This is a genomic window from Protofrankia symbiont of Coriaria myrtifolia, from assembly GCF_900634755.1.
Lineage (GTDB): Bacteria > Actinomycetota > Actinomycetes > Frankiales > Frankiaceae > Protofrankia > Protofrankia coriariae.
The window spans coordinates 1-17,605 of the sequence record NZ_CAAAFS010000181.1 but is presented as its reverse complement, the minus strand read 5'-3'; the positions used below and the strand labels follow the sequence as shown (position 1 = coordinate 17,605).

Here is a 17,605-nt window from a genome sequence, read left to right as displayed (position 1 = left end):
CCTGGCGGTGGTGTGGGGGATGCAGGTGTCCCGGCCCAGCCCCACCCGGGACACCTGCATCCCCCACACCACCGCCAGGACCGCACGATCAGCGCGGACGCCCGGCGTGGAGAGCCAGCACGAACATGCCCGCCTGGCGGTGGCGGGGAAGGGCTGGGACGGTCAGGTGCCGGTAGCGCTGTCGGAGCCCACCGTCGGGGCCGAGGCTGATGAGGCGGACGAGGCGGACGGCGAGTAGGCGCGGCCCTTCCAGGCGGCGCCTCGGCCACGCCAGTGCGCCACGGCCGAGTCCACGGTCATCAGCGTGTACAGGACGGCGACGGCGGGCAGGGCCACCGCCGTCCACACCGGCTGCCGGTAGTAGCGGAGCATCGGGACGTAGGTGGCAGTCATGATCACCCAGGCGGCGAGCCCGGCGATGCCGGCGACCAGCGCGGCCGTGCCCCCGGCACCCCCGCCAGCGGCGAGAGTCCCCGCCAGCCCGATCACGGCCGCCACCGGCGGCAGCAGGTAGGTCAGCACCAGGCCGACGACGGTGCCGGCGAGCAGCACGGGCGAATGCCGCAGCTGGGTGTACGCGCTACGGGAGATCATCTTCCACAGGTCGGCGAGCCCGGGGTACGGGCGGACGCTGCGCACACCCCCGGGCCCGCGGTCGGCCAGGCCCAGCCAGATCCGTCCCCCGCCGCGCTTGACGGCCTTGGCCAGCGAGCAGTCGTCGATGACCGCGCCGCGGATGGCGGCGATCCCACCGGCGCGTTCCAGCGCGGCACGGCGCAGCAGGACGCACCCGCCGGCCGCCGCCGCCGTGCGCGCCGTCGGCCGGTTGGCCCGGCGGAACGGGTAGAGCTGGGCGAAGAAGTAGACGAACGCCGGGATGACGAGCCGCTCCCAGCGGTTGCTCGTGCGCAGCACAGCCATCAGCGACGTGAGGTCGAGCCCGCGACCGGTGGCGTGGCGGACCAGCCGGGTCACCGAGTGCGGGCCGTGAGCGATGTCGGCGTCGGTGAACAGCAGCCACCGCGCGTCGGGCCCGGCCGCGCGCACACCCTGCTCCATGGCCCACACCTTGCCCGCCCAGCCAGCCGGGCGCGGCTGGCCGTCGACGACCGTCAGCCTGTCACCGGCACCCGCGACCCGGCCGATGACGCGGGCGACCTCGCCGGTACCGTCGTCGCTGGAGTCGTCGACCAGCAGGACTCGCAGCTGCCCCGGGTAATCCTGCCCGAGCAGGGCCGGCAGGGTGTGCGGCAGCATCTCGGCCTCGTCCCGGGCCGGCACGATCACGGTGATCGCGGGCCAGCCGCCAGGTGGCTCGGTCGCGCCGGTGTCGGCGGCGTCGAGCCGGGTGCCGGTCCGCCAGAACATTCCGTGTCCGGTCGAGAGGACCAGCCAGACCAGCATCGAGAGCATCGCGCACGCCGCCAGCGTCATCATGCCGGTCAGCCTCGCAAATCAGCCGGCCGCACGCGCCCGTCGACACGGCTGTGTGGTCAGTTCCTCCCACCATGACCCGTCAATGTCCCAGTCCTCCGGGTCATGGTGCCCGTGCCACGGCACCCGGCGTCGCGTCACGGCGCCTGGCGTCGCGGCACCCGGCCGGCATCGCGTCGCCTCGGGAAGGTCACAGGCAGGCAGGCCGCCGGAAGATCGCGGCGCGAGCAAGGCGAACACGATACACGCCTTCCACACCGCCGCCAGCCCCCGGCCAGCGCTTTCTCCACGCAGGCGCTTCCGGCCATGCGACGGCTGCGTCGAAGAGCACCCCTCCGGCCACTGCCACGGCCTTCCACGATCGCCTCGACCGCTTTCCCCGGCCATTTTCGGGGAACTTCCGACGGGCATTTCCATGAACATTTCAGTGAACATTTCCGCGACGGCGGTGCCGGCGGTCACGAATTCGGCCCGGCCATCCACGCCGCGCGCAGGAACACTCGACCCGAAGCGTGGCGATATCGCCACGCTTCGCCGGCCTCACATGCCCATCCAGATAATGAGCGCGCGGGCGCGCGCGTTACCCGACGACCGGGGCGACAATCAACATCAGAAATACGGTGTGCTCATCTTCACGGCCGTCCGTCCCCTCTTGCTTTCCAGGTCGGACCCGTGCGTATGGTCTGCGCCGTGCCTTCGCGAAGAAGGCACCCGTCGGGCGACACGCCGAATCCTGCCCCGGCCGACGGAAGTCAAACCAATGGCAGGAGCGGGGGAACCAATTTTTGCGGGCGTCGCTCATCGGACGTCCTTGGGGTGAAGCCGCGGAACGCGGCCGGGCAGTCCCAGCCCGAACCCGACAGCTCACCTCGCAGGCGTGGGGAAGGACATCATCATGTCCCAGACACGTACTCGTGACGGACATACGCGTGACGGCGCGACCAGGCGCAGCAGGCGGCGCAACCGCGTGGGAATCAGGACCCGCACCCGCGCGATGATCGCCGTTCCGGCTGTTGTCGCAGCCATCGGCGGCAGCGTCGCGGTGTCCCAGCCGGCAAACGCGGCACCGGCCGCGGACCGGGTGCTCTCCGCCATCGCACAGTGTGAATCCGGTGGCGATCCGCGCGTCGTCAACGAGATCGGCGCCGGTGGGCTGTTCCAGTTCCTGCCACCCACCTGGCGAGGTGTCGGCGGGTCCGGTCTGCCGCAGCAGGCCAGCCCCGAGGAGCAGTGGAAACGCGCTCGCATCCTCTACTCGCAGCAGGGCACCGGACCGTGGTACGCGTCCAAGCACTGCTGGTCCGGAAAGATCGGCTGACCGTCCACCGACGGCACGGCCGCGTTCCTTCCGTGCTCTTTGCTCTTTCCATTTCTGTTTCCGTTTTCATGCTCGAGCCTCCCACCGGACCGGCTTCACTGATCCGGTAGACCCGGGCGGCCCGTGTCCCGGTAACCATTCGGTTCGTCCCGGGGAGCCGGCGTCATCCCGGTGGAGATCGGACTTCGGTCGGATCTCCACCGGGCGCCCGGCTGTGACTCCTGGCCGGATTCAGAGCCGGAAGCGGTCCCGGTCCACCCGGCCAAGCGGTGGACGGCGGCGTTCGAGCTCCAGCCCTATGTCGACCAGATCGATCCGCTCGAGAGCATGGACCCGTTCAAGATCGACCCATGCGGCCTGGTCGGTCGAACCGCCCACCTCGTAGCGAAGCTCACCGGCCACCACCCGGGCGGCGTAAATGACCCGCAGGGTCTGCTGGTCGGCTTCGACACCCACCGCACGCTGAAAGTTCCGACGTATCGAGTCCAGACCGAGCAGGGATTCGATCACGACGTCGTATCCGGTTTCCTCCTCGACCTCGCGGATCGCCGCGGCAAGCGGATCCTCCCCGTGATCGAGCCCGCCGCCGGGCAGCGTCCAGAACGTCTGACCCGCGCCAGCGAAGCGCGCGAGCAGCACTTTACCGTCCCGGATGCAGACCACATATGCCGCGAGTCTCAGCTCCCGGGTGAGAACCGGCTGTGCCTCCCCGTCCTCCAACAACCCACTCACCTTTGCGGCAACTCCTTCCGGCAGCGACAACCGACTCCGTCCGCCCACCCCCGCACCCAGCCGTTACGACTGTATTCGCGTGCGGCATTCGCGTGCGGCGCGGAGGATCGGCGTTCCACCGGACGGGAGAGCCAGCGGGGTGCCAGTTCTCGGCTCCGCCTGCCGGCCGGCTCGCCCCCGCCAGGTCAGCCGGCGGGCGGCGTATTGAGCGCGACGAGCAGGTCGGTCGCTGTCGCCTGCTCCCGTGCCGAACCGATCGGCTGCGCCACCAGTTCGGTGACACCGGCGCTCGCCAGTCGCCGAATCTGCCGTTCGACAGACGCCTCGTCACCGAGGATGACCGTCTCCCCCGGGCCGTCCACACCCTACCGGTCGAGGACGGCCCGGTAGCTGGGCAGCTGGCCGACCATGGCGAACCGTTGCGCGACCCACTCCCGGCGCGCGTCGGCGTCCGCGGTCACACAGACGAAGCTGAGCGCCACCACCCGGGGATCCGGCCGTCCCGCGGCGCTGGCGGCCCGGGTGATCGTCGGCACGATGTGGTCGGCGAGGGTCGCCGGGCCCGTCCAGGTCGTGACCGTGCCGTCGGCGAGCTCACCGGCGGTCCGTAGCATCGCGGGGCCGAGCGCGCCGATCAGCAGCGACGGCGGCTTGCCGCCCGGCACGTCAACGGCGCCGACGGCGGTGAGGGACGCGCCCTGGTGGGTGACGCTCTCCCCGTGCAGCAGCGGGACCAGCACGGACAGGTACTCCCGCAGGTACGCCACGGGCCGGTCGAACGAGTAGCCGAACTGGCCCTCGACGATGGGCCGATGGCTCACCCCGATGCCCAGGGTGAGCCGGTTGCCCACGGCCGCCTGCACCGTCAGCGCCTGGCTGGCGAGCACCAGCGGATGGCGGGGATAGGTCGGCACCACCGCTGTCCCGACCTCGATACCGGGTGCCTCCCGGCCCACGACCGCCAGCGCGGTGAGCGCGTCCCACCCGCCGAACTGGGTCATCCAGGCGCTGGCGAAGCCGGCCTTTGCCCCGTCACGGGCCGCCGCCACGACCGCGTCCAGTGACCGCCCCTGATCGTCCAGGTATATCCCGACACGCATCGGATCCTGCTTTCGCTCATATATGATCACCAGTAGGCCCGGTATCGCCGGAGGCGGTGAGACTGATTACTTTCAGTAACTCCACGGCCGCCTACGTGACCATGCGGTACATCGCTCGCAGATGGCCACCAGCCGTCGGCCGCACGGGTACCTCGGAGGGTGCGCGGCCAAGAAGCCCGCCCGCGTCCCAGGCGTCCAGTCGTGATCGTGAAGCTGGCGCCCAGGTGCGGGGAGCGCGGACGATTTACATAAAGTGAGTGTGCCTCCGGCTACCGGTCAGCTTCGCCATTTCGGCTGTGGCCCCGCTGTGGTCCTCACAACGCCCACGCCCGCGCCGCCTACGACACCGCAACGGCATCAGCGGAGCGCGCGTCTGCTGGCTTCGACCGGGACGAGCGCGGCTGGTGGAGGCGAGGCCAGCGGGCCAGCCCGGTAGCCCACACCCTGAAGGTCACTGGCCGACGCCGCGGCGTCGGAGGCGAGGATTGTCACCGTGACGAAATTCTTCCTGATCCTGCACGTTCTGGCCGCTGTCCTCACCATCGGCCCGGTCGCCGTCGCCGCCAGCATGTTCCCTCCGGCCCTGCGTCACTCCCAGGCCAACCCCGGCGATCCGGCCGCTGTCGCATCCCTGCGCATCCTGTACCGCATCTGCTCGGTCTACGCCCTCGTCGGTGTCGCCGTACCCGCTCTCGGGTTCGCCACCGCGGGTGAAATGAGTGTCACGGGCAACGCCTGGGTGATCGCCTCGATCATCCTCACCGCGGGCGCGGCCATCGTCCTGGCTCTGCTCGTCCTGCCTGGCCAGCGCGACGCCCTCCATGCCGTCGACGCCGCCGCGCAGGCCACAGCGAGCGCCGACGCCACCGCTGCCCTCGACGCGCGGGCCGGCGCACGCCTGGCAATGCTCACCGGCGCCTTCAACCTGCTCTGGGTGACCGTCACCATCCTAATGATCGTCAGACCCGGCTCCACCACCGGAGCCTGACCCACCCGTAGGTGAAAACCGCCATCCCCCCAGCGGAAACCACCTACACCCGCGGCAAGCGTAGGTGGAAACCGCTACCGAAACGACGGAAACCACCTACGCTTGTCCGCGGACAGCCTCCGACAGTCATCTGACGATATCCAGGCCGATGGCTTTCAGCAGGTCGGCAAGCCATACCAGGCCGTACGTCGTGACTTTCGACGGATCGGCCAACGCCGACTGTAGATCGGCCAACGACTCACTGAGCTGTCCGACAGTCAGATCCGTTGGCTGCGCGTAGACATCGTAGAGCAGCTCCCGCGGAATCGACCAGAAGTAATCTTTGTCGAGAGACACCTCCGTCCCCGCTTCCTGTCGCAGATGTTCGATCAGAAGAGCGAACGCGGCGGTGAGCGTCTCAAGCGGGACGGACACGTGCTCACTCACTGGCCACCGCCCCTAAGAATTTTGAAAATCTGCTTCCGAAAAGCTGGGATCTCCTGTTCCAGATGGCGTATACGTCCACCGATGATTCGTTGCCGAATCATCGGTATCGGCGCACACTCAAGAATACCTTGGTCATCGAATACGTCAGGATCGGCCCGGTACGCTTCCAGTTTAGCCCGATGTTCTTCGATCTGCCGCTGAAGCGATCTGACGGCCCGCTGTTCGGATGCCGTCAGCCCGCGGCCAGCGGCTTTCGAGGTGTCACGAAGGGCGTCGCTGCCGACCATGAGCATCCGGCCGTCAGGAGTCACGGTCATGGCGAAACCCTGACGGGCAGCGCGCAGGTTGGCAGCCATGACGGCAAGATGCGCTTCGCAGGCATTGAGCACCCGGTGGGTATGAACCACAGCGGCGCGCAGGACACCAGCGGCGACACCTCCTCCACGCTGGACCTGGCCGGCACCACGGCCAAGACCGGCGGTGCTGAGACCTCGACTACCGGGGATACAGCCGAGCAGGGCGAAGCCGACGTCCCATCGGGATGCCTGGCCGTTGGCATACCGGGCCAAGGCATCGGTCAGGAGCACGAGCGCAGCTGCGGACACCATCCATGCGACCGGCCCGCCGACGACCATAGCGGCCACCCCGAGGACCGCAACGGTGCTGGTCGCGAGGCCGATGGCAACATGCCAGACCCTGCCAGCGGCCTGTGGGATTTTCTCCCAGGACCACCACGGCTTGTCCCGGATCCCCGCGTGGGAGGCGCGCCGGATCATCGATACGCAGGTCCGTGCCGCATCCTGACGTAGCTGCTTCGCCGCCAGCGCGCGAGCTGACGGGCAGCATCCAGATCATCCTGTACGGCCTGTACGGCCTGTACGGCCTGTACGGCCTGTACGGCCTGTACGGCCTGTACGGCCTGTACAGAGTCTCGCAACTGCTCCAGCCGGGCCTGCGCGACCCGCTGGTCTCGGATCGCCTGTGTCACCTGCACCGGATCAGGCAAAGGAAGATCCATCGCGTGGGGGTGGGAACCTGACTCCAGAGCCATGATCCTCCGCGTCGCGGACGACAGCGCGGTCTGCGCCGAGCCGACAAGGATCTGAGCGGGCTCGCGGCGGGCTCGCGGCGGGCTCGCGGCGGGCTCGCGCTTCCCGCCCCCGCGCAAGTGCCCGGTCGGCCTGTACCTGCGCGGAATCCAGGACCGGCGCATAGACGCGCAGCGCATCACCGGCCATCTGATACGACGTCGCAAGCTTCTGTAGCTGGCCGGGGAATATATCCAGCTCCCCCGAAACGCATCTCCCGCGGAACCAGTCCATACATGGATCACTTCACCGGTGGCTATCGCGGTGAGCTGCTTATGGGCGTGTTCGACGTCAGCGGCAAACGCCAGAAACCGTCGGGCCAGCTCCCGCACCGCGAACGGATCGCCCGGAGCCGGATCGCCATCGAGATCAGGTATCGGCCAGTCCGTCGGACGGTTCACCTTCCAGACCCGCCGGAGACGAGCGAGCGTGTGCCCCGCGGAACCGACGCATCGGAAAGTGCGGGCGGAAAGCGCTGTCGGGGCGACCGAAACCGCCTACGGTCGAGGTGGATACAGGTGAAAAAAATTTGTCGGGGCGCCGGAAACCACCTACGCCTCCTCTGGAATGCTCAACCGAATACCGTGTTTTCGAGGCCTTCCAGGGCGGTGGTTACCGCGGTGACGGTGCCGGCACCCAGCAGCAGGCCGCGTAGGAGGCGGGAGATCCGGCCACGGTCCGGCGCGTCCGCGGTGAGTTCCTCCTCGAGCTCGTCGGTCGCCCGCCGCATCCCGTCCGGGTCCGTAAGATCGTCGGCGTTGTCCCGCAGCGCGGCGCGCAGGTTCTCCAGCGCGCCGCGCGTCGCAGCCGGGACGGCGATCTGGTTGGTGACCTGGTTGTTGTCCCCGAAGACGTTCCCCTGGCCCGACACCGAACCAATGTTGTACGTGCTCACGCTGCTTCTCCCCTGGGACTATCCGCCCTGCTGAGCATTGGTTACCTGCGCCTGGTCGCCGAAGACGTTGCCCTGGCCACTGACCTCGTTGACATTGAAGATGTTGCCGTTGTGAATGTTGTTGATCACCTGCTCGCTGTGCCGCTCGAACTCCGAGGTATCGACGTTGTGCCTTCGCAGGAACTCCACGATGTTCTCGAGAACCCGCCGCTGCAGCGTCTCGAGGTACAGACGCTGGTCCACGTCGGCGTAGTAGTAGTCCTTCAGGTCGGCGGCAACCTCCGCACGAACGCTGCGACGGGCCCCGTAGTCGATGACGACACCAGGGCGGATGCGATCCCGCCGCGTCGCCAGCGACCGCCACCCGCGCAAGGTGAAAGACGGGCGGAAGTTCTGCTTGAAGGTCTGTTTAACGGCGGTCACGAAACGGTCCCAGTGTTCCATCGGAACGGTGGTGACCGCGAGGCAGGGGGCGCCCAGTGGAGGCATGGCAACGGACACACCCTCGATGAAGAGCGTGTTGTTCTGGAGCAGGTCCGCCCGGACGAGATAGGTGAGGCCGAGCTGGTTTCCCGCGGTCAGCCGTTCGAAGACGAGATAGGTCCGGGCATAGCTGGTCGGATTACGCAGTATGTTCGTCAAGATGCCCTCGGGCATATGGGTGTAGGGCGGCTTTCCGGTGCCGGGTACAAGGCCTTGGACCAGCGGCGCGTCCACGCCGCTCACATACAGCTTCTCGCGTACGACAAGGCCGGCAAGGGTGAGGTCGGGGACCGTTCGAGCCAGCCAGTCATGCAGATCGGCCTCGTCGAAGGGGATGATCTGCGAGCTGCCGTCCTGGATACCAGCCTTGCTGGTGTCCAACGTCACGACCCATGTGCCCAGGTGCGCGCCGCTGCCGACGAACGGGTTGGCACCGCTGAACGGCCCGCTGAAAACGATCGTGTTACCGGAGTCCACGGACTCGAGACGTTTTTCGATCATTCTGTCGACGCTGGATGCCAGGTCCGCGGGGTCCACATGCTGGTTCATGACGGCGACCGCCTGCGCCATGCAGTACAGCCGGTAGACCACACGCAGCAGGAAGAGCAGCACCGGGATGGCGATGAGCACGTAGGAGAAGAGCAGCGCGCTGGTGTTGGATGCGCTGCCCAGATCATCGCCGAGATAGCTGCTGGAGGAGCCGCTTCCGCCGAACAGCGAACCGCACGCCGCCAACAGCAGGATGAGCGGGATGACGAAGCCGATGAGAACGGCGATCCCGGTGCGCAGACGCGCGGTGTTCCGTGCGCTGGCAGCATGGCGGACGAGCGCCACCATGCCGATGCCGTGATTCGGGTGAATGGCTCGGTATGGTTCGTCGAGAACGGTCGCCGCCACGGTGCGGGCCATGGCCTCGTTGAGGTGCACCGCCGAGCACAGATACCGGGTGGCCCGATCGGGATCGTGCTCGCGCATCGGCGGACCAGAAGAGGGCCGGCGTTGGGGCGGTGGAGGCGGCTGGCCATCCAACCTCGTCCCGCAGTCCGGGCAGTACTCATCACCTGGTTGCGGCAGGCCGCCGCAGTGCGAGCACGCACCGGTTTTCAGTATCGTCATTACGTCGGCTCCGTGGTGCGCTGCTGGACCGGACGGCCGGCGCGCCGCAACGGTAAGCGCATCCGGGCACACAGATCCATTGGTTGACCGACACGCAGTATCGCACGGCCGTGACACCACGGTGACGGTGAGGGTCCGCAGAAGCGGTAAAGGGCGGCCACTCCCACCATCTATGACTACCGAACGTAAGGAAAAAGCGTGGCTTGATCCGGCGTCGCTGTCCGGTAGAACGATCAGAAAGAACATGTCGACCTGCGTGGATGCGTTACCGAAAACAAAGGATCCACGCTGTCGCGACATCCTCCATCTCATACGGAGAGTTATTTTTCTTCGTACCGGCGGGACGCTCGACAATCGTCCGGCCGGCTGTCGATACTCTTCTGGTCGGCCGCCGCCACGACCGGGGCGGCGTGAATCCTGTCCGCGTCCCGCCGGCGGGGCGTTTCCGCACCCATGGGAGGCGATGGTGTGGACCTGCGCCGCGTGCGGGTCGTCCCAACGACCGGGTATCCGTTTCTGCACCGCCTGCGGAACGACGGCGCAGCCCACGGCACAGTCATCTCCTCCGTCGTCTCCCGTTCGTCCTGATCCTGATCCGCTTCAGCCCGATCCGCGTCGGGGCGCGACGTCTCCCACCGGAACAGGTCCGGGAAACAGTTCGTGGGCACCGGCCGGAGACGCCGCGTCCGACGGCACCGCCATGGACACGGACGAACTGACCCAAAAGGTCGGAGCCTCCGCACCCCCGTGGCCGCACCCTGGTCCACCGCCACCGCCACCGCCACCGCCACCGCGGCCACGGAGTGCGGCGGCCCGTCGCGGCGGCGTCGCGCTGGCGATCCTGGCGATGCTGGCGGCAGCGATCGTTCTCGTCGTGATCCTCACGGGTCGTTCAGGTTCGGAGCGTGGCAACGGCCAGCCCTCCGTCCCCGTGGCGGCCACGCCGACCACCTCGGCACCGTCGCAGGCCGTCATCCAGCTCCGGACGATCGACGACCTGCTCAGCCGCAGCGGCAGCGCCCGAGGCACTGTCGTCGCGGCGGTCCAGCAGATTGCGAACTGCACCGATCTGAGCGGCGCCGAAACCGACCTTCTCAGTGCCGCGGCCGGCCGGGACGCCCTCGTCGACGAGGTCGACAGCCTCGCTGTCAGCGCCATTCCCGATGGCAGGGGCATGGTCGCCGACCTGCGGACGGCGTGGGTGGAGTCAGCGGCGGCGGACCGCGCTTACGCGGCATGGGCTCGCGAGGTGGCCGGTATCTGCGTCCCGCCGGCGCCGGCGACCTCTTCCAGCCTCCTCGCCCAGCAGCACAGCGTGGAGGCCACCGTGGCCAAGCAACAGTTCGTCGCGTCCTGGAACGATCTGGCCCGCCGCTACGGGCTCGCCTCCCGAAGCGCCGACGAGATCTGAGCGGAAAGCGTAGGTGGAAACCGTCGTCCGAACAGCGAAAACCACCTACAACCGCGGCGAGCGTAGGTGGAAACCGTCATCCTCACAGCGGAAACCACCTACACGGGCTGAGGCGGGCGTAGGCGGCTCTCCGCTGTCAGGCCCGAGTGAACCCGAACCGCTCCGCGCGGGCAGCCGGTGCCGTACCGGTTCGTGGCTTGGGCGTCCGTCCGTTCGCCGGCACTGTCGCTACAGGGAATCGGCTGCCGTGAGCACGTCGTCGACGAGGTCGGCGGTGTCCTCGGTGCCGGCGGCGAGCCGGACCAGCCCCAGCGGAACCCCCGAGGCGACGATCTGCTCCTCGCTGAGCATCCCCGCCCACATCGCCGCGGGGCGCACGGCGAGGGACTCCACACCACCGAGACTGACCGCTCGTCGGACGTGACGCAGCCGGTCGAGGAAGGCGTCGGCCGCCTCGTGGCCGCCGGCGAACTCGACCGCGAGCACCCCGCCGAAGCCACTCATCTGACGGGCCGCGAGCGCGTGCTGCGGATGTGCCGCCAGGCCCGGGTAGTGCACCCGTGCGACGGCGGGGTGCCGCTCCAGCGCCTCGGCGAGGGCCTGGCCGTTGGCGTTGTGCCTGGCGACGCGCAGCGGCAGTGTGCGCAGACCGCGCAGCAGCAGCCAGGCGTCGATGGGGCCGAGCGTCGCGCCGGTGAGCAGAGCGACATCCCAGACGCGGTCCAGGAGCTCCACCGGCCCCGCGAGCACGCCGGCTGACACGTCGGAGTGGCCGTTGAGGTATTTGGTCGCGCTGTGCCACACCAGGTCGACACCGAGCTCCAGCGGTCGCTGGTTCACGGGTGTGGCGAAGGTGTTGTCCGCCAGGATCAGCGCGTTGTGTGCGTGGGCGAGATCCGCGACGGCGCGTAGGTCGGTGATCTGCAGCAGTGGGTTGCTCGGCGATTCGACCAGAATGAGGCGGGTCCGCGGGGTCAGGGCTCGGGCGAAGGCGTCAGGGTCCGTCTGGTCCACCTGTGTGGTCGTCACGCCCAGGCGCGGCAGGAGGTTCAGCAACAGGGACGCCGTGCCGCTGTAGGTGGATCTCTGCCCGATCACGTGATCGCCAGCGGAGGCCAGGGCCAGCACGGCTGTGGTGAGCGCCGCCATGCCCGAGGCGCTGACGAGCGCGGTTTCGGCATGCTCCAGCTCCGCGACGATGGCCGCGACCTGCGCGTGGTTGGGGTTGCCGAAACGGGTGTAGAAGCCCTGGCCGCGCCGTTCGACCGCCGCCTGGGCGAACGTCTCGGCGTCGTCGGCCCAGAAGGTCGCCGTCTGGTAGATGGGCGGTGCCACGGAGCGGTCATGGCGCAGCTCACGATCGGCGTGGTTGACCGTCCTGCTGGTCCTGCTGGTCGTGTGGGCGTCCGGCATGGTTCTTCTCCTGCGTCGGCGGGGTTGGGGTTGACGCCACGAGAATGACCGGTCTTCCTGCCGGAACAGGGGCGATCGGGGCAGTTTTGGCAACAAGTAGCGCCAGAACAGGGCATGAGGTTGTGATAAACGGATCCGCCTGGCGAGAATCTGCTAATCGGCTGGGAGGGATGGCCAGGCATGGATGACGTCGACAGGTCGATACTGGCCGTGCTCGAACAGCACGGCCGGATCAGCAACCAGGAGCTCGCCAACCGGGTCGGCCTGTCGCCCTCACCCTGTCTGCGGCGCGTGCGTCGCCTGGAGGAGACCGGGGCGATCCGCGGTTACCGGGCGCTCCTCGATCCGGCGGCGGTCGGCCGTGGCCTGCGCGTCCTTGTCGGTGTCCGGCTGTTGCGGCATGCTCGCGCCGACGTCCGTCAGTTCGAGAGCCAGGTCGTGCGACTGCGCGAAGTGGTCCACTGCCACCACGTCACGGGAAACTACGACTACCTGCTCCAGGTCGAGGTCGCCGACCTTCCCGCGTATGAGGCCTTCCACGCCGACCGGCTCGCAAGCCTGCCGGGTGTGGCCGCCGTGACCAGCTACGTCGTCATGAAGACGCTCTCCGCCGGCAACGCGTGAGCGCTCACATCCGACCGGCTCGCATGCGCCGGCTACCGCTGTGGGCTGGCGGGTGGGTGACACACCGTGTAGGTCAGGTGCACGAACTGGTCGATCCGTTCGACGGCGGACAGTGCGAGCCGCGACGACAGCAGCCGCCGCGGCAGCAGCGGCGCGCCGGCGCCGAGCGTCACCGGTGCCACACCGAGGATAATCTTGTCCAGCAACCCGTGGTCGGCGATGAATCCGTCGATGCTGGTCGCGGTGTAGTACTGCGTCTTGGTCACCGCCTCACCATCCCACCTGACACCGACACAAAGGCATGAAGATCACCGATATGCCGACCTTCGAGCAGGTCCTCGACGAGCAGCTCGCCGACCCGCCGTTCCGCGCCGAATGGGATCGCACCCAGCTGGCCCGCCAGGTGGCCGACGAGCTGGTCCGCTACCGAGCCCGGCACAACCTGACGCAGGCCGGGCTCGCGGAGCAGACAGGTCTCACCGAGGCGGAGATCGTCTACCTTGAGGCTGAAGAGGAACCATCGTTGGCCGCGCTCGCCCGCCTCTCGGAAGCACTCGAGCTGTCGTTCCAGATCAACATTGATCCTGCGCACTCCGTTGTCCGCATCCACGAGCACCCCCGAACCGAGGACGCGAACCGACAGATGGGTGGGGAGCGCCGCCCAGCATGATGGGGAACAGCGCCCGCGAGCCGTCCCTCTTCGCATAGAGACATCGACACATAGCCGCTTTGCGGCAACATCCAATGCCTCACATGCGTCTCGGTGCATCGTCTGCGCAGGTCAGCTACCAGTGAGCTGCTTGCCCTCCGCTCCGAGGCGCTGGGGGCAAGAAATGGGTTGAGTGACGGTTGGCGCATGGTGATACTGCCATAATGGATCTTGGAAGGGCTGCTGCGGAGTGGCGGCGGCACGGGTTCGTCATCCTGCCTGGCTATCTGTCCAGGGAGGTGCTGTGCCCGGCGGTTGCCGAACTGGGTCTGATGTTTCCGTCCGCACGGACTTTCACGACGGGAGCGATCCCCGTCGGGACCGCTATCTCGGTGACGAGTTCGCCGGAATCGACGAGTTCCCGTTCGCCAGTACGGAGGTCAACCTCCTGGTGGCGCACAATCGCCTGATCCGCTTGGCCGAGGTGCTTCTGGTGGGGACGATCTGCGCATCTACTCGGCCGAGGCGTGGGCGAAGTACCAGGGAGCGGCCGACTACGACCAGGCTCTGCATCGCGACTATCTCAACCACACCGTGGTCGTGCCCAGCGCGGCAGCCGAGTACGGCCCTCTACTCCCGAAGCTGTCCCAGGGGGCAAGGTAGCGACGAGTTGGGTCTCTGAACTTGTATCCGGCAGAACGAGCTTCTGATCGGCGCCGACACCGTGCCCGACGCTGCCGAAACTGCCGCGCGGCGCTCTTCGGCGTCGGCGGCCGCGAATCGGGCAGTGCCGACCTCGCCTGCGCCGTTCCACTTTCAAGGTTCCGGAACATTCCGGCTGCTGCTTCCAATGCTCACAGGTAGAAACCGCCATACGCCTCACCCCCAAGGTTGGCCACCGCTCCAGACGCTAAGCGCTGTCCCGCGGCACTCCCTCAGGAAAGACTCCGCCCGCCGGCGCAGCCGGACATTTCGCAGTCGGGGTCTCCTGCCCAGACTGTTCCTACGGTGCGCTACAGCGGCGCAGCGCACCCGTGCGGTGTGGCTGTGGTCGGTGGATCGTGGCGTCCTATCCTGTCCGGATGCAGGAATCCACGGCGGGTCGCGAACGTCCGGCGCGCGGCTTCGAGCTGATCTGCGAGATCGAGCCGCCGACCCGGCCGGACCTGACCCACGCCCGCCACCAGATCGGCGTCCTGAGCCCCGTCACCGACGCGTTCCTGATCCCCGACAACCACATCGGACGCGCGACGGTGTCGAGCATTGCCGTCGCCCACGAGGTGCAGACGATGGGGGGACGCAGCATCGCCTGCGTGAACTCCCGCGACCGTAACCTGCTCGGCTTCCGCCGCGACCTGCTCACCGCCGCGGCCTACGGCGTCGAGGAGTTCCTGTTCGTCCACGGCGACAAACCCACCGCCGGGAACCGGACCAGCGACCTGACCGTGCGCGCGATGATGGACGAGGCCCGCGCGGCCAGCGAGGATCCGGTCTTCGCGGACATGCCGGCGTTCCGGGTCGGCGCCGCGGCCGGCCTACGTCCACTGCTCGCATGGAAACGAGCGGCCGACTTCCTGTTCGTACAGGTCAGCTACTCGGTGGACGCCCTGCTGCGCTGGCGCGACGCCCATCCGGTCGAACTGCCGGTCTACGCCGGCGTGATGGTCCTCGCGAGCGCCGGGATGGCCCGCCGCCTCGCCGCGACCATCCCCGACATCGACATCCCCGACGACCTCGTCGAAGCGGTCGAACGGGACCAGGCGGCCGGGGTCGAAGCGGCCTGCGACCAGGTGCTACGGCTGCGCGACAGCGGCGCCTTCGCCGGTGTGCACCTCGTTCCGGTCAGCCGCTACCGCCAGGTCGCCACCCGATTTGAGGACCTTCTCTAACCCCCCGGGCCGTTTCTCGCAGGTCTTGGTACCCCCTGCCGGATAGCGCGGCCGTAACCCCCCGCTGAAAGCGGTCAGGGAGCGGTAGCGGGCGATCACTGGACCCAGCGCCGGTGGCGATCTTCCTGCCGCCCTGGGTGTCTGGCAGGAAGCCAATACCGCCCGCGGACGACCTCCTGGCGCTCAGCGGGTCCGCTCGAACCGCGGATACGCCGTCCGCTCGATCGATGCCACCGGCCACCCCGCACCGCGCCCCCACCACCGTGATCGGCAGGCTACCGACCGGCCCGCCGATCACAGCCACCGGGTGCGGTGGTCGCCGTGCTCGGTCCGGGGCGGGTGTACGGCTCCGCCAGGCACATCCTTCACTGTTTAGTATCGTTTTGTTTTTGCATTTCGTATAGTAACGAAACTATAGATACGAAACTGTAGGCGGGCTGGCGCGCGATAAGCTTTACTTCTCGCGCGTCAGGGAGGCGCGGGAGAGAAGGGCTGGGAAGTGGGCGGCGACGGGACAGAAGTTGCGATTCGTCGAGATGGCGATTACACGGTGCTGCCATCCGACCTGGTCGAGCGAGTGGCCGACTATGCCCGGGCGGCCAGGGCCGCCTCGACGTGGCGTGCCTACGAAACAGACCTGCGGCACTTCGCCGCCTGGTGCGCCGAGCGCTCCCCGCACCTGGTGGCGCTGCCGGCGCTGCCGGCAACCGTGGCCGGCTACCTGACGGCGCTGGCCGACGCCGGCTACAAACCGACCACCATCCGCCGCAGGCTGGCCGCCATCTCCGTGGCCCACCAGCTCGGCCGTCATCCCAATCCGGCCACCTCACCCGAGGTCGCGACCGTCTGGGACGGTATCCGCCGTGTCCACGGCACCGCCGTGAAGCGCAAGAACGCGCTGGAGACCGGCCTGCTCACCCGGGTGCTCGCCGAACTGGACGACTCCCGGCTCGCTGACCTGCGCGACCGGGCGCTGCTGCTGGTCGGTTTCGCCGGCTGCCTGCGCCGCGGCGAGCTCGTCGCGCTGGACGTCGCCGACATCGCCGAGACCCCGGACGGCGTGGTGCTGACCATCCGCAGGTCCAAGACCGACCAGGAACGCGCCGGGGCGCTGGTCGGCCTCACCTTCGGCTCCTACCGGCCGACCTGCCCGGTCCGCTCCTGGATCGCCTGGCGTCAGGCCGCGGGCCTCACCGACGGGCCCGCCTTCCGTTCGATCAACCGCCACGGCGGGGTGGGCGCGGGCCGGCTGCACCCGGGCTCGGTCGCCCGCATCGTCCAGCGCCGGGCCGCCGCAGCAGGCCTGTCCCCGGACGACTTCGGCGGGCACTCCCTGCGGTCCGGGTTCGCCACGGCCGCCGCCCGTGCCGGCGTGCCCGACCGGGCGATCATGCGACAGGGACGCTGGCGGTCGTCGGCGTCCCTGGACAGTTATGTACGCGCCGGCCGCCTGTTCGACCGCGACAACCCCTCGGGCAGGGTCGGCCTGTAGCGGGCGCCGGCCACGGTGGCCGGGTCACGACCGCCAGCGCCGGCGCGCTGACGCCGTGGGCAGGGCCGGCCCGCGGTCCGCTGGGCACGGTCGGTTGCCCTGGTCGGTCTGGTCGGTCTGTAGCACCGGTCACCCTGCGCTCATGATCTATGTGCGCTTCGTGCGACAGACCGATAATGAATCCTGCCGGTTGGCTCCCGTCCGCAGTCAGGAAGAGCCACACAGTCAGGTGGATCCGGAAGATGGTGGAACGATCCGTGTGCTCGACATCAACACCTGGCCTGTGCTATCTGACCTGCATGGCAGCCTGCGACGTCCAGGCCCGCCGCCCCGTCCACACAGGCGATTCCGGAGGTAGCAGCCCATCCCATGGCCGATCATACCCCCCGCCGCAACATCGAGACCTGGGCGCACGAGCTGCCCGCCAGTTTCATCGAGTGCCGCACCATGGGACACCGTTGGGAACCCCACAGCGCAGTCTGGGACAAACAGGCCCGCGCCTACCATGTCATCCACGAATGTGACCGTTGCCACACTCAGCGCAAGG

20 protein-coding genes and 1 riboswitch are annotated in these 17,605 nt (G+C 68.3%); of the genes, 9 read left to right on the top strand and 11 right to left on the bottom strand.

Features of this window, described 5'->3' with window-relative positions; translation table 11 throughout:
* Window positions 1-238 (top strand): hypothetical protein (locus CM1CMNOD_RS22410; protein ID WP_207387486.1); only part of this gene is annotated, 238 nt, incomplete at its 5' end.
* On the opposite strand, the gene CM1CMNOD_RS10285 is transcribed toward CM1CMNOD_RS22410, so the two are convergent.
* Window positions 163-1,437 (bottom strand): glycosyltransferase, encoded by a 1,275-nt coding sequence (locus tag CM1CMNOD_RS10285; RefSeq protein WP_013873588.1) that lies wholly within the window; start codon window positions 1,435-1,437, stop codon window positions 163-165. The genes CM1CMNOD_RS22410 and CM1CMNOD_RS10285 overlap by 76 nt on opposite strands.
* Window positions 1,438-2,148: 711 nt before the next feature.
* Window positions 2,149-2,327, top strand: a riboswitch (cyclic di-AMP (ydaO/yuaA leader).
* Between the two features lie 2 nt (window positions 2,328-2,329).
* On the opposite strand from CM1CMNOD_RS10285, the gene CM1CMNOD_RS10280 reads away from it, so the two are divergent.
* Window positions 2,330-2,752, top strand: a complete 423-nt coding sequence (locus tag CM1CMNOD_RS10280) for a transglycosylase family protein (protein ID WP_347176472.1) — start codon at window positions 2,330-2,332, stop codon at window positions 2,750-2,752.
* A gap of 231 nt (window positions 2,753-2,983) precedes the next feature.
* Here CM1CMNOD_RS10280 and CM1CMNOD_RS10275 read toward each other — a convergent pair whose 3' ends face one another.
* The 4 genes from CM1CMNOD_RS10275 to CM1CMNOD_RS23605 all read right to left on the bottom strand — a co-directional run bounded on the left by CM1CMNOD_RS10275 (window position 2,984) and on the right by CM1CMNOD_RS23605 (window position 5,076).
* Window positions 2,984-3,484 (bottom strand): NUDIX hydrolase, encoded by a 501-nt coding sequence (locus tag CM1CMNOD_RS10275; protein ID WP_013873586.1) that lies wholly within the window; start codon window positions 3,482-3,484, stop codon window positions 2,984-2,986.
* Between the two features lie 185 nt (window positions 3,485-3,669).
* On the bottom strand, window positions 3,670-3,846 hold the full coding sequence (locus CM1CMNOD_RS23025; protein ID WP_237702717.1) for a hypothetical protein: 177 nt from the start codon (window positions 3,844-3,846) through the stop codon (window positions 3,670-3,672).
* A gap of 3 nt (window positions 3,847-3,849) precedes the next feature.
* Window positions 3,850-4,584: a TIGR03564 family F420-dependent LLM class oxidoreductase gene (locus tag CM1CMNOD_RS10270; protein WP_237702716.1), complete on the bottom strand. Its 735-nt coding sequence runs from the start codon at window positions 4,582-4,584 to the stop codon at window positions 3,850-3,852.
* Window positions 4,585-4,941: 357 nt separating this feature from the next.
* Window positions 4,942-5,076: a hypothetical protein gene (locus CM1CMNOD_RS23605; protein WP_258165195.1), complete on the bottom strand. Its 135-nt coding sequence runs from the start codon at window positions 5,074-5,076 to the stop codon at window positions 4,942-4,944.
* Between the two features lies 1 nt (window position 5,077).
* On the opposite strand from CM1CMNOD_RS23605, the gene CM1CMNOD_RS10265 reads away from it, so the two are divergent.
* Window positions 5,078-5,572, top strand: coding sequence for a membrane protein (locus CM1CMNOD_RS10265; RefSeq protein ID WP_013873585.1), 495 nt, complete (start codon window positions 5,078-5,080; stop codon window positions 5,570-5,572).
* 126 nt (window positions 5,573-5,698) lie between these two features.
* Here the strand turns inward: CM1CMNOD_RS10265 and CM1CMNOD_RS10260 are convergent, their stop codons facing one another.
* The gene (locus CM1CMNOD_RS10260) at window positions 5,699-5,998 is read right to left on the bottom strand and encodes a hypothetical protein (RefSeq protein ID WP_013873584.1); all 300 of its coding nucleotides are present in this window, start codon (window positions 5,996-5,998) and stop codon (window positions 5,699-5,701) included.
* Window positions 5,995-6,774 (bottom strand): hypothetical protein, encoded by a 780-nt coding sequence (locus tag CM1CMNOD_RS10255; RefSeq protein ID WP_013873583.1) that lies wholly within the window; start codon window positions 6,772-6,774, stop codon window positions 5,995-5,997. The genes CM1CMNOD_RS10260 and CM1CMNOD_RS10255 overlap by 4 nt, the downstream gene beginning before the upstream one ends.
* 14 nt (window positions 6,775-6,788) lie before the next feature.
* Here CM1CMNOD_RS10255 and CM1CMNOD_RS10250 point away from each other — a divergent pair, with 14 nt between their 5' ends.
* Entirely contained in the window at window positions 6,789-7,037 is a 249-nt protein-coding gene (locus tag CM1CMNOD_RS10250; RefSeq protein ID WP_131773967.1) for a hypothetical protein, read from the top strand.
* A 620-nt stretch (window positions 7,038-7,657) separates the two neighbouring features.
* On the opposite strand, the gene CM1CMNOD_RS10245 is transcribed toward CM1CMNOD_RS10250, so the two are convergent.
* Together CM1CMNOD_RS10245 and CM1CMNOD_RS10240 are read right to left on the bottom strand one after the other, a co-directional pair.
* Entirely contained in the window at window positions 7,658-7,981 is a 324-nt protein-coding gene (locus CM1CMNOD_RS10245) for a hypothetical protein (protein ID WP_013873581.1), read from the bottom strand.
* Between the two features lie 18 nt (window positions 7,982-7,999).
* On the bottom strand, window positions 8,000-9,439 hold the full coding sequence (locus tag CM1CMNOD_RS10240) for a hypothetical protein (RefSeq protein WP_013873580.1): 1,440 nt from the start codon (window positions 9,437-9,439) through the stop codon (window positions 8,000-8,002).
* A gap of 988 nt (window positions 9,440-10,427) precedes the next feature.
* Between CM1CMNOD_RS10240 and CM1CMNOD_RS10235 the strand changes: the two genes are divergently transcribed.
* Window positions 10,428-10,991 (top strand): hypothetical protein, encoded by a 564-nt coding sequence (locus tag CM1CMNOD_RS10235; RefSeq protein WP_013873579.1) that lies wholly within the window; start codon window positions 10,428-10,430, stop codon window positions 10,989-10,991.
* 228 nt (window positions 10,992-11,219) lie between these two features.
* Here the strand turns inward: CM1CMNOD_RS10235 and CM1CMNOD_RS10230 are convergent, their stop codons facing one another.
* On the bottom strand, window positions 11,220-12,404 hold the full coding sequence (locus CM1CMNOD_RS10230; protein WP_013873578.1) for a trans-sulfuration enzyme family protein: 1,185 nt from the start codon (window positions 12,402-12,404) through the stop codon (window positions 11,220-11,222).
* 180 nt (window positions 12,405-12,584) lie between these two features.
* Here CM1CMNOD_RS10230 and CM1CMNOD_RS10225 point away from each other — a divergent pair, with 180 nt between their 5' ends.
* Entirely contained in the window at window positions 12,585-13,028 is a 444-nt protein-coding gene (locus CM1CMNOD_RS10225) for an Lrp/AsnC family transcriptional regulator (RefSeq protein WP_013873577.1), read from the top strand.
* Between the two features lie 32 nt (window positions 13,029-13,060).
* Here the strand turns inward: CM1CMNOD_RS10225 and CM1CMNOD_RS23020 are convergent, their stop codons facing one another.
* Window positions 13,061-13,294, bottom strand: coding sequence for a hypothetical protein (locus tag CM1CMNOD_RS23020; RefSeq protein WP_013873576.1), 234 nt, complete (start codon window positions 13,292-13,294; stop codon window positions 13,061-13,063).
* Between the two features lie 35 nt (window positions 13,295-13,329).
* On the opposite strand from CM1CMNOD_RS23020, the gene CM1CMNOD_RS10215 reads away from it, so the two are divergent.
* The 3 genes from CM1CMNOD_RS10215 (at window position 13,330) to CM1CMNOD_RS10205 (ending at window position 17,058) form a co-directional block, all read left to right on the top strand.
* Window positions 13,330-13,698: a helix-turn-helix transcriptional regulator gene (locus CM1CMNOD_RS10215; protein WP_013873575.1), complete on the top strand. Its 369-nt coding sequence runs from the start codon at window positions 13,330-13,332 to the stop codon at window positions 13,696-13,698.
* A gap of 1,061 nt (window positions 13,699-14,759) precedes the next feature.
* A complete protein-coding gene (locus tag CM1CMNOD_RS10210) occupies window positions 14,760-15,566 on the top strand; it encodes a methylenetetrahydrofolate reductase (RefSeq protein ID WP_013873573.1) in 807 nt (268 codons plus the stop codon).
* Between the two features lie 550 nt (window positions 15,567-16,116).
* The gene (locus tag CM1CMNOD_RS10205; RefSeq protein ID WP_237702715.1) at window positions 16,117-17,058 is read left to right on the top strand and encodes a tyrosine-type recombinase/integrase; all 942 of its coding nucleotides are present in this window, start codon (window positions 16,117-16,119) and stop codon (window positions 17,056-17,058) included.
* The last annotated feature ends 547 nt before the right edge of the window (window positions 17,059-17,605 follow it).